The organism is Polyangium fumosum (assembly GCF_005144585.1).
In the GTDB taxonomy this organism is placed as follows: domain Bacteria; phylum Myxococcota_A; class Polyangia; order Polyangiales; family Polyangiaceae; genus Polyangium; species Polyangium fumosum.
This window is the reverse complement of record NZ_SSMQ01000062.1, coordinates 1-17,193: the sequence shown is the minus strand read 5'-3', so window position 1 is coordinate 17,193 and position 17,193 is coordinate 1. Positions and strand designations below refer to the sequence as shown.

General features: G+C 70.2%; 14 protein-coding genes. 6 read left to right on the top strand and 8 right to left on the bottom strand.

The genetic code is table 11. The annotated features are described in order from the left end of the window. Positions 1-25: 25 nt before the first annotated feature. Positions 26-1,027 (bottom strand): NAD-dependent epimerase/dehydratase family protein, encoded by a 1,002-nt coding sequence (locus E8A74_RS39580; protein ID WP_136934300.1) that lies wholly within the window; start codon positions 1,025-1,027, stop codon positions 26-28. Between the two features lie 114 nt (positions 1,028-1,141). Here E8A74_RS39580 and E8A74_RS39575 point away from each other — a divergent pair, with 114 nt between their 5' ends. Both E8A74_RS39575 and E8A74_RS39570 read left to right on the top strand, forming a co-directional pair. Then, the gene (locus tag E8A74_RS39575; RefSeq protein ID WP_170229716.1) at positions 1,142-1,837 is read left to right on the top strand and encodes a LamB/YcsF family protein; all 696 of its coding nucleotides are present in this window, start codon (positions 1,142-1,144) and stop codon (positions 1,835-1,837) included. Positions 1,838-2,095: 258 nt separating this feature from the next. After that, positions 2,096-2,890, top strand: a complete 795-nt coding sequence (locus tag E8A74_RS39570) for a hypothetical protein (protein ID WP_136934298.1) — start codon at positions 2,096-2,098, stop codon at positions 2,888-2,890. Positions 2,891-3,259: 369 nt separating this feature from the next. Here E8A74_RS39570 and E8A74_RS39565 read toward each other — a convergent pair whose 3' ends face one another. From E8A74_RS39565 to E8A74_RS39550, 4 genes are read right to left on the bottom strand one after another with little or no spacing between them, the layout of a single operon-like run. After that, positions 3,260-3,850 carry a hypothetical protein gene (locus E8A74_RS39565; protein ID WP_136934297.1) on the bottom strand — a complete coding sequence of 197 codons (591 nt, stop codon included), beginning with the start codon at positions 3,848-3,850 and terminating at the stop codon, positions 3,260-3,262. A gap of 4 nt (positions 3,851-3,854) precedes the next feature. Continuing rightward, complete coding sequence (locus tag E8A74_RS39560; RefSeq protein ID WP_136934296.1) at positions 3,855-5,516, bottom strand: vWA domain-containing protein; 1,662 nt, start codon at positions 5,514-5,516, stop codon at positions 3,855-3,857. Beyond that, complete coding sequence (locus tag E8A74_RS39555) at positions 5,513-6,409, bottom strand: hypothetical protein (RefSeq protein ID WP_136934295.1); 897 nt, start codon at positions 6,407-6,409, stop codon at positions 5,513-5,515. The genes E8A74_RS39560 and E8A74_RS39555 overlap by 4 nt, the downstream gene beginning before the upstream one ends. Further along, complete coding sequence (locus E8A74_RS39550) at positions 6,406-7,935, bottom strand: AAA family ATPase (protein ID WP_136934294.1); 1,530 nt, start codon at positions 7,933-7,935, stop codon at positions 6,406-6,408. The genes E8A74_RS39555 and E8A74_RS39550 overlap by 4 nt, the downstream gene beginning before the upstream one ends. 166 nt (positions 7,936-8,101) lie before the next feature. On the opposite strand from E8A74_RS39550, the gene E8A74_RS39545 reads away from it, so the two are divergent. Together E8A74_RS39545 and E8A74_RS39540 are read left to right on the top strand one after the other, a co-directional pair. Then, positions 8,102-10,045: a multicopper oxidase family protein gene (locus E8A74_RS39545; RefSeq protein ID WP_232379954.1), complete on the top strand. Its 1,944-nt coding sequence runs from the start codon at positions 8,102-8,104 to the stop codon at positions 10,043-10,045. Between the two features lie 48 nt (positions 10,046-10,093). Further along, positions 10,094-11,146, top strand: a complete 1,053-nt coding sequence (locus E8A74_RS39540) for a C2 domain-containing protein (RefSeq protein ID WP_136934293.1) — start codon at positions 10,094-10,096, stop codon at positions 11,144-11,146. 4 nt (positions 11,147-11,150) lie between these two features. Here the strand turns inward: E8A74_RS39540 and E8A74_RS39535 are convergent, their stop codons facing one another. The 3 genes from E8A74_RS39535 to E8A74_RS39520 all read right to left on the bottom strand — a co-directional run bounded on the left by E8A74_RS39535 (position 11,151) and on the right by E8A74_RS39520 (position 13,715). Then, entirely contained in the window at positions 11,151-11,918 is a 768-nt protein-coding gene (locus E8A74_RS39535; protein ID WP_211365558.1) for a Uma2 family endonuclease, read from the bottom strand. Between the two features lie 102 nt (positions 11,919-12,020). Beyond that, entirely contained in the window at positions 12,021-12,389 is a 369-nt protein-coding gene (locus tag E8A74_RS39530) for a copper-binding protein (RefSeq protein ID WP_136934291.1), read from the bottom strand. A gap of 573 nt (positions 12,390-12,962) precedes the next feature. Next, positions 12,963-13,715, bottom strand: coding sequence for a VOC family protein (locus E8A74_RS39520; protein WP_136934289.1), 753 nt, complete (start codon positions 13,713-13,715; stop codon positions 12,963-12,965). Positions 13,716-13,963: 248 nt separating this feature from the next. Here E8A74_RS39520 and E8A74_RS39515 point away from each other — a divergent pair, with 248 nt between their 5' ends. Further along, positions 13,964-14,719, top strand: a complete 756-nt coding sequence (locus E8A74_RS39515; protein ID WP_136934288.1) for a hypothetical protein — start codon at positions 13,964-13,966, stop codon at positions 14,717-14,719. A gap of 88 nt (positions 14,720-14,807) precedes the next feature. Then, positions 14,808-16,793, top strand: coding sequence for a hypothetical protein (locus E8A74_RS39510; RefSeq protein ID WP_136934287.1), 1,986 nt, complete (start codon positions 14,808-14,810; stop codon positions 16,791-16,793). The last annotated feature ends 400 nt before the right edge of the window (positions 16,794-17,193 follow it).

Below are 17,193 nucleotides of genomic sequence, written 5' to 3'. Positions count from 1 at the left end.
CAGCAGGACGACGGCGCGCGGCCGATCAGGCGCGCCGCTGCGAGCGGTACCACGCAATCGCATCACGCAACGTTTCGTCAAGCGGGCGGACGCCTTCCCCGAAGCGCAGCGTGGTGCGCGGGGCGCCCATGCCGTACGCGTCGAGCACGAGCAAGAGCGCGAGCGACGGGAGCGGCGAAGGCCGGCCGCCGAGCGAGAGCGCCGCCTCCATCCAAAAAGCCCCCGTGGCGGAGAGCCGGGCCGAGGCGCGCAAGAGCGGCGGCCTCACGCCCGCGAGCTCGCAAATGCGCGCGGCGAGCACGTCCGTCGGGACGTCGTGGCCCGTGATCGGCAGGGGCGCGCCGAACGCCTCGGCCTCGAGCGCGCCGCGGATCGCCGCGGCCGCGTCGCGGACGTCGACGATGTTCACGACCCGCCGCACCGTGGCCGGGACGGCGCCCGCGAGGAGCTGCGGGACGAGCGCGAGCTCCGCGGGTTTGTCGTCCCAGGGGCCGAGGAAGGCCGTGGGATTGGCGAGGACGGCGGGCAGGCCGTGGCGCGCGGCATCGAGGACCATCCCCTCCATGTGCGCCTTGACAGCGAAGTAAGGATGGCTCTGCCGGCGAAAGCTCGTCTCGAGCGCGGCGAGGCCCCCTTCCTTCCGCGGCAGGGTCGTGAACGAGCCGATGTACACGAGGCGCGCGCCGCTGCGGAAGGCGGCGTCGAGGACCACGCGGGTGCGCGTCACGGCATACCGGAGCGGATCTCGTTCGGCCGAGGATTGCGGGGCGAACCGGTTCACCGGATAGGGCGCTGCGGCGTCGACGAGGACGTCGTGACCGCGGGCCCACGCGTCGATCTGGCCCGGCGCGTCGGCGTCGCCGACGGCGAGATCGACGTCGAGGCCGGCGAGGTTCGCGGGGCTCTTCCGGCGCGTGGCGGCGGTGACGTGGTAGCCGTGCGCGAGGAGCTCGCGCACCATCGCTTGACCGATGTGCCCCGTGGCGCCGAGGACGAGGGCACGGGCGCGGGCGCCGCTCGAGAGCATCGACCGCGGAAACCACGCCGGCCCGGCGGCGTCAAGCACCCACGCGGCGGGCGCGGCGGGCGCTTCGATGAGACTACCCAGGCGGCGGCGCCCTGCGTTACGATGGTCGTCCTCATGCGCGCGGTCAGCCTCAACATCCCCGTGGGCCGTCGACAGGACGAGCCACGGGAGCTCTACAAGTTCGCCACGATGGCGAGCATCACCTGCGGAGGCCCCGGCGTCGACGAGCGGTCGATCAAGCGCGCGATTCAGCAGGCGAAGGAGTCGTGGGCGAAGATCGTCGCGCTCGTCTCGTTCCCCGCGCACGGAGGACCGATCGGGCCTTCCGTGGAGCCGGAGGACGTGCGAAGCGCGGTGCGCGATCAGTGTACCGCGATGCTGCGCGTGGCCGAGTGGCAAGGCGCGCGGATCTTCGCGGTGAAGGCGACGGACGCGCTCCTGCTCGCGGCGACGGCGAACCGGCACGTGGCGGACGCGATCCTCGACGGCGCGTTCGAGGGGCTCTCGATGGACGTGCCGGTGATCGGCCCGTTCGAGGGTCCGATGCTCGACTACGTGCGCACGGGCGGGCTCGATTATCTGCGGGAGGCGTACGCGGATCGGGGCTACCACGCAGACGGGAACCTGATCCCGGAGGGCGAGCCGGGCGCGAGGATCGAGAGCGCCGCAGCCGCCGCGGAGAACGCGCTGCGTCTCGCGAGGACGAGCCGCTTCGACGCGATCGGCGTGCATGGCGAAGGCCCCTTCGCGGTGGAGATCGCAGGGGCGGTGCGGACGGCGCTGGAGAGCCAGGGGCTCTTGTCGCGGTAAGCGCAGCGGTCGCTCTGCGCGTTCCAGCGGTCGGTTCACGAGCTCCAGCGGTCGCTGTGTGACGTACAGCGGTCGCTTCGCGAGCTACAGCGGTCGCTTCGTGGCGTACAGCGGTCGCTTCGTGGCGTACAGCGGCGATGCCGTGACGGGCGCAGGCGGCGCTGCGGCGCGCAGCGGTCGTTTCGGGACAGGACGAGGCGACGAACGGACAGGCGCAGGTGGTTTCCTGAGGGCCGGAGGTTCGTTACGCTACGCCGCATGCCCACGAATCTCGAAACGATTCCGAAGACCCGCCGGCTCACGCTCCTTCGATTGGGCGAGCAGTTCGGCTCGCAGGACACGCTCGATCAGGCCCACCAGACGCTGGCCGCTTACGAAAAGTTCGCGCCGCTGCTCAAGACGTCGGGCTTCGGCGCAAAACACGCGGCGGAGCTCGGAGGCGCGCGCGACGGGCTGCTCCACGCGGGCGTGGGGCGGGAAGCGGCCAAAGGCAAAAAGAAGGTGACCGGGGAGGCCTACGTGAAGGCCTGTAGCGAGGCGGCGACGACGCGCATCCACACGCGCGCGGTGCTCGCGGGGGTCAAGGAGGACCTGGAAGCGAGTGGGGAGTCCGAGGAGGCCACGGCGACGGTCGCGGCAGCGCTTCGGCAGACGCGGTCAGCAGCAAAAAAGGCGGAGCCCTTGGCGCAACAGCTCGCGCTGCTCGGCGACACCTTGAAGCACCCGGTGGTGGCGGCGGTGGCGGCGGATCAAGGCGGGCCCGAGGCGCTCGTGGAGATCGAGGCGTCGATCACGGCGCTACGAAAAGCCGATCAGGAAGACGTGGGCGTGCGCGGGACGCCCGTGGAGACGGAGACCCTCGACCTGCTCGACGGGATCATCGTGCAGCTCGTGCGAAGAGCACGGCGGGCCGCGATCGCCGCGTCGAAGCGGCTCGGGAACCCCGCGATGGCCGAGGCGTTCAAGCTCGACAAGCTTTACCGATCGAAGGGCGGGAGCAGCGCGGAAGACGAGGGCGGCGAGGACGAGGATGGGGAGGAAGTCAAGGGGTAAGAGGGGCAGGGCCGTCGCGCCGGGGCGCTGCCCCGGACCCCGCGGGGGCTGTCCGCCCCTCGACCCGGACCAGGCACGGCCTGGACCGAGGTGGAAGAACTGCGCGGTGCGCAGTTCTTCCAACGGGCCGGTGGCAAGACCATCGAGGGGGTTCCAACCTGGCGACGCGAACGTGGCCGGTTGAGCCGGCGGCGCCGCGGCCTCCGTGGGCAGGATCGTCGCCGGTCTTGCCACTGGCTGTTCGATGAACTGCGCATCGCGCAGTTCATCGACCCTGGGTCCAGCGCCTCGCTGGTCCGGGGTGGAGGGGGCGGACAGCCCCCTCCTGGGGCCTGGGGCAACGCCCCAGCGAAACCGCTTCAGAGAGGCTCACCCCTTCCCCGCCGCCCGCCGTGCCCGCTCCGCCTCGGCCATCAGCCGGCTGTAATCGAGCCGCTCGAGCGCTGTGCGTGCCTCGGCGAGGCTCTCGCCTGCGACGGATGCGCCGAGCCCGAGGATGAGCCTGCGCGCGAGTTCCTCGCGGCGCAGTGGGCTTTGGCGGAGCAGGTCGAGCGTCACGAGGCTGGTGCCGCGCGCGACGTCGAAAAGGCCTTCGCGTGCTGCGGTGCGCGCGCGTCCCTCGAAGATACGTTTCAGCGTGGATTCGGGGATCATGCGCCGTTCGAGCACGAGCACGAGGAGCGCGAGCCGCTCGATTGCGCCTCGATCGAGCCCTGCGGCCATGGGGTCGAGCTCCAGCGGATCGACGGGCTCGATTGCGAGGTCGCGGCAGAGGTCTGCGAGTTTGGCCCGCGCGACGTCGACGTCCAGCGCGGCTGGCTCGATCTCCGCGAGGACCTGGCCGAGTGCGGCGAGGATTGGCGTGAGCTGGAGGGGCACGCTCTCCGGTAGGAGGCGGGCGTCTTGTGCGGCCGGCGCGGCGGCGGTGGGCTTCGCGGTCCAGTTTTTCAGGAAGGACATGGCTTTATCCGCTGGGGTTCGTCGTGCCAGGATCGTCGAACAACGAGAACGCGAGCTCCGCCGCGACGCGCGGGAAATCGCCGAGCGCGCGCACGGCGACGACGCGCGCTCCGGCTTGCTCGTAGCGGCGCACCTTCTCGCGGCTCGGCGCGTGCAGGAGGAGCACGAACGCCGGTGAGCGCTCGGCCGCGCGCGCGAAGATGGCCGCGTTTTGCCGGGCTGCGTCGTAGTTCGTGTCGAAGTCGCTGTCGGTGATGACCACGCGGATCGGCTGCTCGTCGCGGGTCTCCTCGACCGAGGCGGCGAGGATGTCGAAGGGGAAGTGCGTGCCGCCGCCGATGTAACGCATCAAGAACTTCGAGAGCACGCGCTCGGAGCGGCAGAAGTCCCACGCCTTTTCGTGGCCCATCGAATAGACGAGCGCGCGCGCCGCGCCGCCTGCGCGGATCGTGCCGGTCGCGAGGATCTGCGCGGCGAGGGTCATCGCGTTGAGGGCGCGCTTCGGGTCGGGCATGGAGCCGCTGACGTCGAGGTAGATCTCGGTGCGGCCGAGGAAGGAGGGCGTGCTCTGGCCTTCTTCGTCGGCGATGCGCTCGCGGAGCAGCGGCATTGCGGCGCCGAGCGTCTCGCCGCGGCGGAGGAGCGTGGCGACCCAGTCGATATCGGCGACCGGATCGCCGGGCTCCCATTCGAGGTGCGTGGTGGGCACGAGCGCGTCGGCCCAGACGCGGGCGGGCGGCGGCCGGAAAAGATACTTTTCGGCTTCGCGGCGGTAATGGGCCGCCATTGCGGTCGTGAGCAGCTCGGATTTGCCCGCGCCGTCGCCGGGCATCGCACCCGCGCGGCGCTCGAGGCTCTGATCGGCGAGCTTTTCCGCCAGGTCTTTCGGGAAAAATCCTTCGCGGATCGCCCGCTCGATCGCCGCTTTTTCGCCCTTTTTCGGCACGAGCGCCGCGGCGAGGTCCTCGGCGGAGAGCTCGCCTTCGGCGCAGTCGCCGCCGCCGGTATGTTTTGGCGCGGGGCTCGCCAGGGCGTAGCGCCAGGCGATCGAGGCGAAATAGAGGTACTGGAGCGTGACGTCGGGCGCGAACGCGAAGAGGTTTTGCGCGACGAGCTTTGCGTCGAGGCGGTGGTCCGGAAAGGCGCGCTCGAATGCGGCGGCGGTTGTCCCGAGAAGCTCCCCTTCCCTTCGTTGCCAGAGCTCTTCCATCACGACGCGCTGGAACGTGAAGAGCACGTCGTCGGGCGAGCGCGCGCCACGCGCCGCGAGGATGCGGCAGAGATCGTCCTCGATCGAGGGCAATCCCTGCCCGAGCCGCTCGTCGACGAGCAGATCGTAAAACGGCCCCGTGAGCGAGCGCGGGAGGCGCGGCAGGAACGTGCGTTCGAGCAGGAGGAGGCGCGCGTGCTCGACGGGGCTGCCGGGGAACGCGACGTGGTGGCCGATCTCGTGGGCGATCAAAGCTTCGAGCGCGTCTTCGAGCGCGGCCTCGGTGATCGGGCGCGCGCCGAGGCGGATCGTGCGCGAGGTGAGGTCGATGCGGGCGAAGGTTTCGCCCTCGGGATCCACGACGGGCTCGCCGAGGAGGAGATACGGCGAGTAACGGGCGCGCGCGCGGGGGAAGGCGCGCGCCGCGAGGGAGGTGATGCGCTCCTCGGCGCTCAAGGGCTCTCCACGAGCCAGAGGCGCTGCGAGTCGAGCGCGGTCGCGACGACGAGGCCCGCGCGCGAGGCGGCGACGCTGTGCCCACGTTTCCAGTGCGGGAGCGGGACGCGTGTGTCGCTCACGTACACGACGCCTTGCCCGAGCGTGACCGTGGGCAAGCTCGGATCGGGCTCGATCTTGTCGGCGAGGCAGGGCGAGCGGAACGCGAGGTTCGGGGCGCCACGCGCGCCGAGGAGCACGCCGGCGGCGAGATCGGGCCGCTTGCGATCGTGGACGCAGACGAGCGTGGGCGCGCCGAAATGCACGCGACCCGGCAGAAACGCGGACTCGACCTCGCGCAGATCGACGGTCCGCACCGAGAACGGGCCTTTCCACGTGGAGCGGGCGCGCGGCGCGAGGGCGGCGTCGAGGATCTTGAGGAGCCGGCCTTCGAGGTCGAGCAGCGCGCCGGGGTTCGAGGACGCACTCGGCACGGCCATCGCCGCGGCCACGCACAGGTTGAGCCACGGCGGCTCGCCGAAGAGGCCTTCGCCGAGGTTCCACGCCTTCGCGAGCAAGCCCAAACGCGTCTCGACGGGGAGCGCCGGGAGCTTGTCCGGGAGAACGTCCACGAACAGGAGCTCCACAAGGTTTTCGGGCCTGCGCGCGCGCGGCGTCTCGCCCTCGCCCTCGCCTACGAGGCCGGGGCGGATGTAGCCGAGCCCGATCGCCTCGACCACGAGCCCGAGCCAGGCCTCGAAGATGCGGAGCGAGGCTTCGGAGCCGTCGAGGTTCCCCGCGAGTCGCTTGCCCGGACCGAGGACGAGCGCTTCGAAGAGCGCGCCGTCCCACCGGGAAAAACGGCGCTCTCCTTCCCGGAGATGATGCGTCGCCAGCGCTTCGAGATCCGTCACGAGGCGCCTCCTTCCAGACGCTCGGCGGCCGTGAGCCTGCGCTGGTAGGACTCGTGGAGGCTCTTCAGGAGCACGAGGTCGTCGTAGATCGGCCCCGACAGATCGGCGCGCTTCAGCAGCTCCTCCATCGCGCGCTGCACCTTGCCCACGCGGCGCTTGAGCTCGGCCGTGGTGGCGCCGAGCGCGCTCGCCTCGGCCTCGGCTTGCAGCGCGCGCACGCCCTCGCGCAGCGGCGCGTAGGCCGCGTGCTGGACGGCGGCTTGATCGAAGAGGCGCGTGATCCAGGTGGCGCGATCGAGCAAAAGGACACGGGCTTCGGCCTTTTGAAAGAACGCGCTCTGCGGGTTCGGGCGGAGCTTGTCGAAGAGCGTGAACGGCAGGACGAGGCGCACATCGGTGACGGAGACCTCGCTCTTGCCGCGCAAATACGCGAGGGCCTTGGCGAAGAGCAGGATGGCCTGGAGCGCGCGGGCCGAGACGCCATTTTCGGTCTGTGTGCAGACGTGGACGTTCTTGTCGAGCGGGCAATCCTCGTTGCAGACGTGCGCGACCTTCTTGCCCGCGAGGTGGAGCGTGTCCTTGTTGCGGTATTCGAGGACGTCCGAGGCCCGGCGGCAAAAATCGAGCTGGCCGGCGAAAAAGCCGAGCACGTCGAGCACGCGCTCGGGGACCGGGACAGCGCGGATCTCGGCCTCGGCGCGATCGAGTTCGTCGGCGGAGAAGACGACGTCGGCGGGGATGCGGGTCTCGGGCGGGCGGGCTGTCGCGACACGCTCGGCGAGGGCGTCGAGCGAGCGGGCATGGAAGGGCGGCGCGCGGACGACGGCGTCGATGCGATCCTTGAGGGCCTCGATGACCTGGAACGTGCCGCCGCCGGCGTCTTCGTTCGCCGTGAGATACCAGGCGGATTTGCCGGCGAGCGCGACCTGCTCGAAACTTTCGGCGTAGCCCTCGGCGAGGAGCGAGAGCAGCGCGGACTGGGTCTTCGTGGGGATGCGGTTGTACTCGTCGATGATCTTGACGCGCTTGCCGATCCAGCGGCGCCACTCGACGCGGATCTCGCCGGACGCCTCGGCCTTGACGAGGCTCGCGGGCAAGGGGCTGCCGAGCAGATCGGCCGTGGTGAGCTGGGGATGGCCGTGCTGGACGATGCGGCGGATCTCGTCGAGGGGGATGCCGGCGAGCGCGGCCATGATCGTGGCCATCGTGGTCTTGCCGCGGCCCGGGGCGCCGACGAAGAGCAGGCGTTGCGAGGTGACGAGGCAAAGGAGCGGCAAAAGGACGTACGAGGCGTGCGCGGCGCGGCCGAGGTCGACGCGCGCTTCGCCTTTGCCGAGCGTCGTCGATTCGCCGAGCTCCATGTCGAGGTACGGGCACACGAGGGCTTGCGTGGTGATCCACGTGTAGGCGCGGCGGAGCTTGCCCGAGAGGCCCGCGCTCCTCGGCGGCCCGAGGACGAGCGCGCCGTCCTTTTCGACGCGGGCGCGGCCGTCGAGCCAGGATGCGACGAGGCGATGGGGATCCATGCGTGACGACGACTATGCCAGAGTTTCCCTCCTCGATGACCAGATCCTGTCCATCCCATGACCACCTCTGGCCATCCCAAAGGACGCCTGATCTTCTACACTCCCCCCTCGTTCGGCTCGAAAGCAACGAACCACCGGCACGCGGAGCCGGGAGCGGAGGGATGACATGAAACAAGCGATCCTTGGCTTACCAATGCATCACGCAGGGCGATGCGCGTTCCTCTTGCTGAGCGCGGCGCTCGGCGGCTGCTCGGACGAAGCCGCGACGCCCGCGGGTCCGCCCGAGATCTTCGAGAACCCGCCGGAGCTCGCCCCGAACGCGGCGGGGGTGCACGAGCTGCGCCTCGCGCCGAGCGAGGTGAAGATCGGCGGAAAACGGTATTGCCTGCGGACCTACAATGGATCGATCCCGGGCCCGACGATCCGCGTGCCGGCCGGCGCCGATCGCAAGGTGCGGGTCAACCTCCACAACGATTTCAAGCGCTCCGATTACCGGCTGGTGGCCGGGGCCGCGAATACGTCGGCGGTGACGTGCCACGATTTCAACCTGACGAACCTGCACGCGCACGGCACGCACGTCCAGCCGAACTACGCGACGCCCGCCGCGGGAGACCCCTGCGAAGGATCGGGCTGCGGCCCGGACGCGCGGTACCACGCCGACGACGTGCTGCACGAGGTGCCGCCCGGCGAAATGGCGCAATACCGCTGGGATCTCGACGAGGACGGGCCGCACCACGAGGGGTTCAACTGGTATCACCCGCACATCCACGGCTCGACGGCCATTCAGGTGACGAACGGGGCCGCGGGCGCGCTCGTCATCGAGGGGGATCTCGACGAGGTGCCGGGCATCGCCAAGGCAAAGGAGAGGATCATGGTCCTCGGCGGCGTGCCCATCAATGTCGAGTCGACGCGGCCGCTCGCGGATGGCGAGGCTTGCAGCGAGGATACGCTCTCGGCGAACGATTTCGAGGGCGCGGAGAACGATACGAAGCCGACGCTCGTGAGCGGCAAGCTCTTGCCGCATATCAAGACCTCGCCGAACCAGGTCGAGCGTCTGCGGATCGTGCACGCCGGTACGCCGAACGAGCTCGGGATGAAGCTCCACCCCTCGGACGATCCGACCTGCGAATCGTTCGACGTGCTGCATCCGATCGAGATCACGCAGATCGCCCGCGACGGCATCACGCTGCCGCAGTTTTACGTGAGCGATACGATGTGGGTCTCCCCCGGATATCGGATCGAGGCCCTCGTAAAGATGCCCGCCGAGAAGACGACGCTTTGCCTCGTGGGGCGGCGCCCGTCCGATCTGCTCGGGAGCCTCGTGGCGATCTTCGACGTGGATGCGGAAAACGGAGCGCCGACGGAGACGAACATGCCGGAGGCGTCGGCCGTCGCGGCCCTCGCCCCGCCCACGACGTTCATGGGCAAGGTCGACGGCCAGATGGTGCAGGCGAGCTGCGAATCGGTCGACAAGATCCACCAGAAGATCGCGTTGCTCGTCCCCACGCCCGGGGAAAAACCCGACCCGGAGAAACCCGCCGAGCTCGGCTCGTGTGATCCGGGCGACCACATGCACGGCATCGATCCGGACGCGCCGACGTGTATTTGCCCCGCCCCGAACATCAGTTGCCGCCGCTTCGACGATCGGCGCGCCTGGGGGTACCGCAGCGACCGGGTGATGGAGGTGGGGACGACGGAGAAATGGGAGATCCGCGCGTTCGACGGGCACCCGTTCCACATTCACATCAATCCGTACCTCGTCTGCGCGAACGACTCGAACAAGGAGCCGAACTTCCCGCACTGGCGCGACACGTTCTGGGTGCAGGCGGAGGACGGGCCGCGGCAGATCCTGACGAACTTCCGCAAGTTCACGGGCCAGTTCGTGCTGCATTGCCACAAGCTGAACCACGAGGACATGGGGATGATGGAGCTTGTCGAGATCTGCCCCGAGGGCGACACCAATTGCCTTTGCCAGGGCACGGACGCGAACGGCAATTGCATCAGCCAGGGCGGGTGCAAGGCCGAGGATCTCCAATGCCAGTTCGCCAAAGAGGCGACGGAGGCGTACCCGCTCCCGCCCGCGCCAAACCCCGCGCTCTGCGGGCCGTGAGGCGGCGCGTCCCCTACCCTTCCCGCTCGTTCTGGCGTACGGTGGGGCATGCGCCGGATCGGATTCGTTTCGCTCGTGCTCCTCGCCGCGGCCTGCGCCGAGCCGATGGGGGAGCCCGGGACCCCGAGTGCCTGGAAGGAGCCGCCCTGGCTCGTCGTCCGCGTCGACACGGTGGAAGTCACGCCGTACCGGCCGGGCACCGAGGTGCCCTGGGACGACATCGAGCCCCAGCCGACCGACGGCACGGCCTGCGGCATGCTCGGCCGCGTGATGGCCACGACCGATCCGATCACGGGCAAAGGAGCCGAGGCCCTTTGCCCCATCGAGCCGCGCCCGCGGCCCGCGAACGCCGACCCGCGGCTGCCCGATCTCGTGGTGCTGCTCGGCGTGGGCAGCGCGGCCCATTACCAGACGCCGACCGCGCACGACGCCATGCAAGCCACATTCAACGGCGAATTCGTGATCCCGACGAATTCGATCCCGGCCGAGGGCATCACGCTGGCGGTGGTGGATCGGGACGGGGCGTCTGCGGAGATCATCGGCGGGGTGAAGCTCGGCCGGCAGGAGCTGCTCGCGGCGCAGGCGACGCGGCCCGTGTTTTCAATGCGCGGCGGGGGCGTGATGCGGATGGATCTCGCCGTGCTGGCGTATACGAACCCGATGGAGACGGCCGAGGCGGCGGTGACGGCGCAAGCCGGCGGCGCGCTGGTGTCGCTCCGGCCGATTCGCGCGGGCGAGGTGGTCGAGATCGCGGCGCGCGGGCAATACCGGATCGGCACGGGGCGCGGCGCATGGATCGATCCGCGCGGGTATTTCGAGAACGAGCCGCACGACCCGAACTTCGACAACGAGCCGTTCCGGTCCGCGCCGCACGGCGCCGGCATTGCCGTGGTGGGCGGCGGCGACGCGCGGATGGGGGCGATCGTGGCGCCCTGCGCGCGTTTCGTGGCCCGCACGCCCGGGCTCGTGTGGGTGGGGCTGAACGACGCGGACCCGCGCAACAACGAGGGAAACGCGACGTTCACCGTGAAGGTGGCCGGACCCCTGCCGGCCGAGTGGTCCGAGGGGAAATCGACGACGCCGTGCGGGACGTTTCCGTGAAGGGTCAGCGCAGGGCTTCGTCGGTGGTCTTCGCGACGAGGGCCTGATCGAGCCAGCGGTCGAGGGTCGCGAGGTCCGCCGTCCTGTCGATGCGCGCGTCCTGGGCTGCGTCGAGCGTCATCCCGCGCTTGCCGAGCTGCCGGCGGAGGACCGCCCGCGCGTGGGCGAGCTCCCCCTCCTCCCGCCCCACCTCCCGCACGGCCTCCAGGCTCTCGTAGCCGCGGCGCTGCAAGAGGTTGCGCAGCGTGACCTCGTGCGCGGCCTCGCGGTCGTACAGGGCCTCGACGGGAACCGCGTTCTTCAGAATCCCCGGCGCCACGAGGGACTCGCCCGGCCCCAGGGTCCGAAGCTTCTGCCCCGGCGTGTACACCTCGACCCTTCGCGGGCCCATCAGCCGCACGACCCACACGTGTTGCGTGCCCGCCGCGAGGAGCTCGGCGATCTTCGACTGCAGCTCCTCCTCGTCCTGGCCGCGATCCGCATACTCCACCGCGAGCGGCGGCGCCCCCTGCACCCAGCCGGCCACGTCCGGCACGTTGCCCACGGCCACGTCCGGCGCCCGCATCACTCCCGGCTCCGGCGTGAATCCAGCGTCCACGCCCGCCTGCTCGACGGCCGGATCCGTCTCCAGCACCGTGCCCCCGAGCAGGTTCGCCCGCGCGCCGCGCCCGCCCGTCGGCAGACACAGGACAGGATGACCCTTCGAGAGCTCGTACGGATCCCCGGAGCGGAGCTGATGAGCCTGGAAAGGACCGGGCGCGAAGAGCTTCACACAGGAGACGATACCACAGGAAGTGGCGGGGAACAGGCTGGTTTTGTTGCGTCGAGGGTCGAAAAAGGCCGAGACAAACGGGCCCTTCGAGACACCCCCTGACTACTTCGGAGCTGCGGCCGAGATCGACTCGACGAAGAGGCGCCCGTCGCGGTCCGAGAACGTGAACGACACCTCGTCGCCGACCTTCACGTCGCGCAGGAGCTCGGGCTTGGCGACCTCGAACATCATGCTCATCGCCTTCATGTAGCCGGGGATGTCCTCGTGGGCGATCGTGATGTTGTCCTTCTTCTCGCCGATCGCGCGCACCTTGCCGCGCGTCGTGTACGTCGCGCTCGGGGCGGCGGTCGGGACAGCCCCGCCGCTGGGTTGCTCCTGCGAGCGCGAACAGGCAGGCGCGGCCGCGAGCAGCGTCGCCAAGGCGGTCGCGAGGACCGCCGGGCTCGTTCGATGTAGGGAGATCACGCGCATGCGGATGCTGTACCACCGAGGAGGCAGAAGCGAAGGCGGAATCCGAAGCGGAGGCGCACGCGGCAGCGGAGGCGGACGCGGCAGCGGGGGCGCACGCGGCAGCGGAGGCGGACGCGGCAGCGGGGGCGGAAGAGCCTCGGTGGCTGGTGCCGAACACCTGCGCCGCGTGCGGCACGACGCATCGGTGTGCTTCCGCCCTGACGCGAGGGTCTCCAAACGGTCGAACCCCCGCGCGTCATCGTCGCGCGAGGGTCTCCAGGCGTTCGAACCCCCGCGCGTCCTCGTCGCGCGAGGGTCTCCAAACGGTCGAACACCCGCGCGTCACCGTCGCGCGAGGGTCTCCAAACGGTCGAACACCCGCGCGTCACGTTCGCCTCGGGCTGTCGGGACGTCGTAACACCCGCGCGTCCTCGTCGCGCGAGGGTCTCCAAACGTTCGAACACCCGCGCGTCACGTTCTCCCGCGCCCCTTCGAACGCTTTCCCACCCTCGCGCGCCCGAAACCTGCGTCTCCGGACGTATCCAGGGCGCCGGACCTCCCGCCGCAGACCGATCCCTGGAACCTATCGATGTTCTAGGCGCGCGGCGCGGACGCATGCAGGGCAAACGCGGCGCCCTGCGCATCCTCGCACGCCGCGATCCGCTCCCCGCTCGGGAGCTTTCGCGGGGCGAGCACCTTGCCTCCGCGCGCGTTCACCTTGGCGAGGGCCTCGTCGAGGTCCTCCACGTGGAAAGCAAAGAGCCAATGCGGATGGATATGCGGCAGCCGCGCGCTGCTGACCATGCCGCCCACGCTCGCGCCCCCTTCGTCCCACGAGAACTTCGCATACAGGCCGAACTCCGGATCGAGCTCCTCCGTCTCGGTCGCCCTCCAGCCGAAGAGCTCCGAATACAGGGCCCAGGCGCGCGCATGATCCCGCGTGTTGAGGTCATGCCACACGACGACGCCCGTGCTCGCGGCGTGGCCCGGCGAGACGAGCGCGAGGACCGAGCCGAACGGGTCCCGCAGGATCACGCGCGTCGCGCCGCCTTCCAGCGTGCGCGTCGGTCCGAGCGGCTCCCCTCCCTGCGCGAGGATACGACGCGAAAGGCCCTCGACATCCCGCACGCCGATATGCCCGAGCCAATGCGCCGGAGCGCCCCGGGCCGCGGCGCGCTCGGGCAAGGGGGAACATCCGGCGACCGCCTGATCCCCACGGAAAAACAGGCTGCCGCCCGGGGTGTCTCGCATCTGAAACCCGAGCACGTCCGCGTAAAACGCCTGCGCCGCGCCCGTGTCGGTGGTCCTGAGCTCGTACCAGCAAAACCTGGCCATCGCTTCGTTCACCGTGCGCAAGCTATCCGCGGCGTAGGGGCCTCGCAACGTTCCATGCGTTTCGGCGGCGTGATCCAGGATGCCGCGGCGGGCCCTCCACGAGCGCGCCAGGCGGTCCTGACGAACCAGCCCCCGGCCCTGCCCGCCGCGCCGCGCTCCGCCTCGAACCCCCCCGCCGAGGAAGGAACCGCCCACCCGAGCAGCGCTTCCCCGCCCGCTTCCGCTCGCGCGGAGCCCGTCCCGTGGTATGGGACGGCTTCGTGAGCGCCACCTGGTTCCTCTACAGCCCCCTCTCGCCCCGCGCGCTCTCCGCGCTCGCCGACGAGTACGAACGTCACCTCGAGGCCTACATCGACGAACACGTCGAGCGGATCGACGAAGACGAGACGGTCCCCGAGGTCGCGGCCGGCGGCGAGATCCCGCCCGTCGCCGAGCTCCAAGCCGCGTACGCGCTCGCCAAGCGCCCGCTCCCGAAGCCCATCCTCGCGCGCTACCGCGCCTGCAAGTCCGTCATCACCCTCGACCAGGCGTCCGACCTCGAGGTGGGCCCCTGCCGCGGACTCGTCTCGACCTTGCGTTACCTCCTGCCGCGCGCCGGCGAAGGCGCGCTCGTCTTCCCGAACGACGTGCCGCTCGTCCCCGTCGAGGAGATGCTCGCCCGGATCGAGACGAAACGCGGGCTGCCAGGGTTCGACGGCGACGAGGACGACGACGACGACGACGATTCCCCGGTGCTCGGGGCCCTCCAGGGCAAGACGAAGGAGGTGCCGGGCCAGGTGCGCGCGCTCCGCGTGCTCGCCTCCCTCGAAGGGCTCATGAACGACCCGGAGCTCTCCCTCGATCTGCGCGGGACCCTCCAGCGGTCCTCGAAGCTCGCGCAGCGGTACGCGGCCCTGCTCGTGGAGGATGGTGCCGTCTCCGACGCGAGGGCAAGCAAGGAGCTCGGCGTGACGGTAGAGGAACTCACCAAGATGGCCGATGCGCTCGATCGGACCCTGCTCGCGCTGAAGGAGTAGCCGGCGCGCGGCCGCGGCCCGAGGACCACCTTTCCGGAGAGACAGTCGCGAAGACGTGGGGTAGCGTCGCGCACCCGCCCTCGAAGTCATGACCAAGCGCCGCATGCAACAGCTCGACCTCTTCGGAGGTTTCGAGCCCCCCGCCCCGCCGCCTCCGTCCGCGCCAATCAAGACGGGCCGCTCCGAGCCGCTCGTCTGGGTGGCCGAGGTCTGGCTGCTCCGCGAGTACGACGCGTCCGAGGCCTCGATCCTCCGGCACATCACGCTGCGCAAAGGCCTGAACGTGCTCTGGGCCCCGCCCACGCCCGAGGACGTGGAGAACCGGCTCGGCGACGGGCAAATCACGGGGCACACGGCCGGCAAGACGACGTTCTGCCGCATGCTGCGCTACCTACTCGGCGAGCAGCGCTTCGGCACCGCGCGCGGGCAGGACAAGATCCGCGAGGCGCTGCCCGAGGGCTGGGTCGTGGCGACGATCGTCGTCGGGGACGAGCGCTGGATCGTGGGGCGGCCCTTTGGCCTCGGCCTGCATCCGTTCGCGGCGCGCGGGCTCTCGTTCGCCGAGGCGCTCGCCGAGCGCGGGCGCGGCGGCTACCAGGACTTTCTCGCGGACATCCGGCGCGTGGTGATGGAGCCCGTGCCGGTGAAGGAGCTGCCGCACCAGCGGGAGCCCATCGCGTGGGAGCACGTGCTGCCGTGGCTGACGCGGGATCAGGAGTCACGGTTCGCGGGGCTCGTGGAGTGGCGGGATCCATCGAGCGAGTCGGAGAGCCCGCGGCTCGTGCTCGACGATCGGCACGTGGTGCTGCGAGCGCTCTGCGCGCTCATGTCGGACGAGGAGAGCGAGGCGCAACGTCGCTACGAGGATCTCGCGCTGGAGAAGCAAGGCCTCGAAGAGAGGGCGCCGAGGCTCGCAGATCGGGCCGCGGAGGATCGGCGCAGGCTCGCGCGGTTGCTCGGGGTCGAGGACGACACGAACGACGCAGGACCGCTCTTCGCCGCGCGCTTCCGCGAGACCGTGACGAGGCGGAAGGCGAGCCTCGCGGCCGCAGAGGAGGCGCTCGCGGCGCAAGCGCTCGAGGTGGAGCAAGCCGAGGACGCCGCGCGGCAAGCGGCCGAGGCGTGCGGCGCGCGGGTCGAAGCGCTGCGCGAGGCAGAAGCGCGTCGCGAGGAGGCAAAGCGGCCAAGCGAGAAGAAGCGCGAGGCCGAGGAAGGCGCGCCCGCGCCGCTGCCGATGCGCGCAGGCCTGTGCAGCGTGCCGCTCGACGTGGCGATGGCGAAGGGATGTCCGCTCGCAGCTTCGCATCCAGCAGCAGCGCCGATGACGCGCGAGGGGAAGAAGGCGCTCGCCGAGGCGGTGATGGAGGCGAAGCGGACGCTCGCGGAGGCGCGGGCCGCGCAGAAAGAAGCGGCAGCCGAGCATACACGGCGGCGAAGCGCGCTGTCCGCCGAGGAGAAGCGCATCGCGCGGGAACGAGCAGCGATCGAGGAGGTCGAGCGGCTCTACGACTACATGACGGCCGCCGAGCGCGAAGCCGACGCAAACACGGAGCGGCTCGCCGTGGTGACGGACGAGGTGAAAGCCTCCTCGGAGCGGCAAGCCGCGCTGCGGCGCGAGCAGGAGGAGGCCGAAGCGCGAATCTCGGAGCGGTTCCGCGACGTCGTGCGCGCGCTGCTCGGCGACCACGTGGAAGCACGCGTCGAGGTGAAGGGCCGGCGGCTAGAGCTACGCGTCGAGGACCGAGGTGAGCGAGACGGCGCAGCGATGCAGACCATCAAGCTGCTCGCCTTCGACCTCGCCGCGATGAAGCTCTCGATGGACGGTCACGGTCAACTCCCAGGGCTGCTCGTCCACGACGGCCCACGCGAAGCCGACATGGACGGGCGCATCTACGAACGGCTGTTCCTCTACGCACGCCACCTGGAGGAGAGCGCAAACGGGTCGCTCGCCTTCCAGTACGTCGTGACCACGACAGCCCCGCCGCCAAAGGAAATGCAGAAGGAGCCCTACCTCCTGTTCCCGCTGCTCGACGCCTCAAAGCCAGAGGGCCGGCTGCTCAAGATGGATCTCTGACGGTCGCGGCGCCGCGCTGGGGCTTTGCCCCAGGCCCCACCAGGGGCTGTCCGCCCCTGGACCCGGACCAGCCAGGGGCTGGACCCAGGCCCGATGAACTGCGCTCCGCGCAGTTCATCGAACAGCCGGTGGCAAGACTGGCGACGATCCTGCCCACTACGGCCACGGCGCTGCAGGTTTAGCCGGCAGCGTGCCCGTCGCCGGCTCGAAACCCACCTCCATGGTCTTGCCACCGGCCCGTTGGAAGAACTGCGCAATGCGCAGTTCTTCCATCCTCGGTCCAGGCCGTGCCCTGAGCACTGGTCTCATCTTACGAGCCCATTCTCCCTGAGGACGCGCAGCATCTCTGCTGCGGGAGCTAGGCGTTCCAGGCCGCGACTGATGGTGACGGAGCCGGGGG

Excerpts from the sequence above, each read along its gene's own strand:
- E8A74_RS39580 (WP_136934300.1), bottom strand. The coding sequence starts at position 1,027 with ATGCTCTCGAGCGGCGCCCGCGCCCGTGCCCTCGTCCTCGGCGCCACG.
- E8A74_RS39575 (WP_170229716.1), top strand. The coding sequence starts at position 1,142 with ATGCGCGCGGTCAGCCTCAACATCCCCGTGGGCCGTCGACAGGACGAG.
- E8A74_RS39570 (WP_136934298.1), top strand. The coding sequence starts at position 2,096 with ATGCCCACGAATCTCGAAACGATTCCGAAGACCCGCCGGCTCACGCTC.
- E8A74_RS39565 (WP_136934297.1), bottom strand. The coding sequence starts at position 3,850 with ATGTCCTTCCTGAAAAACTGGACCGCGAAGCCCACCGCCGCCGCGCCG.
- E8A74_RS39550 (WP_136934294.1), bottom strand. The coding sequence starts at position 7,935 with ATGGATCCCCATCGCCTCGTCGCATCCTGGCTCGACGGCCGCGCCCGC.
- E8A74_RS39545 (WP_232379954.1), top strand. The coding sequence starts at position 8,102 with ATGAAACAAGCGATCCTTGGCTTACCAATGCATCACGCAGGGCGATGC.
- E8A74_RS39540 (WP_136934293.1), top strand. The coding sequence starts at position 10,094 with ATGCGCCGGATCGGATTCGTTTCGCTCGTGCTCCTCGCCGCGGCCTGC.
- E8A74_RS39530 (WP_136934291.1), bottom strand. The coding sequence starts at position 12,389 with ATGCGCGTGATCTCCCTACATCGAACGAGCCCGGCGGTCCTCGCGACC.
- E8A74_RS39510 (WP_136934287.1), top strand. The coding sequence starts at position 14,808 with ATGACCAAGCGCCGCATGCAACAGCTCGACCTCTTCGGAGGTTTCGAG.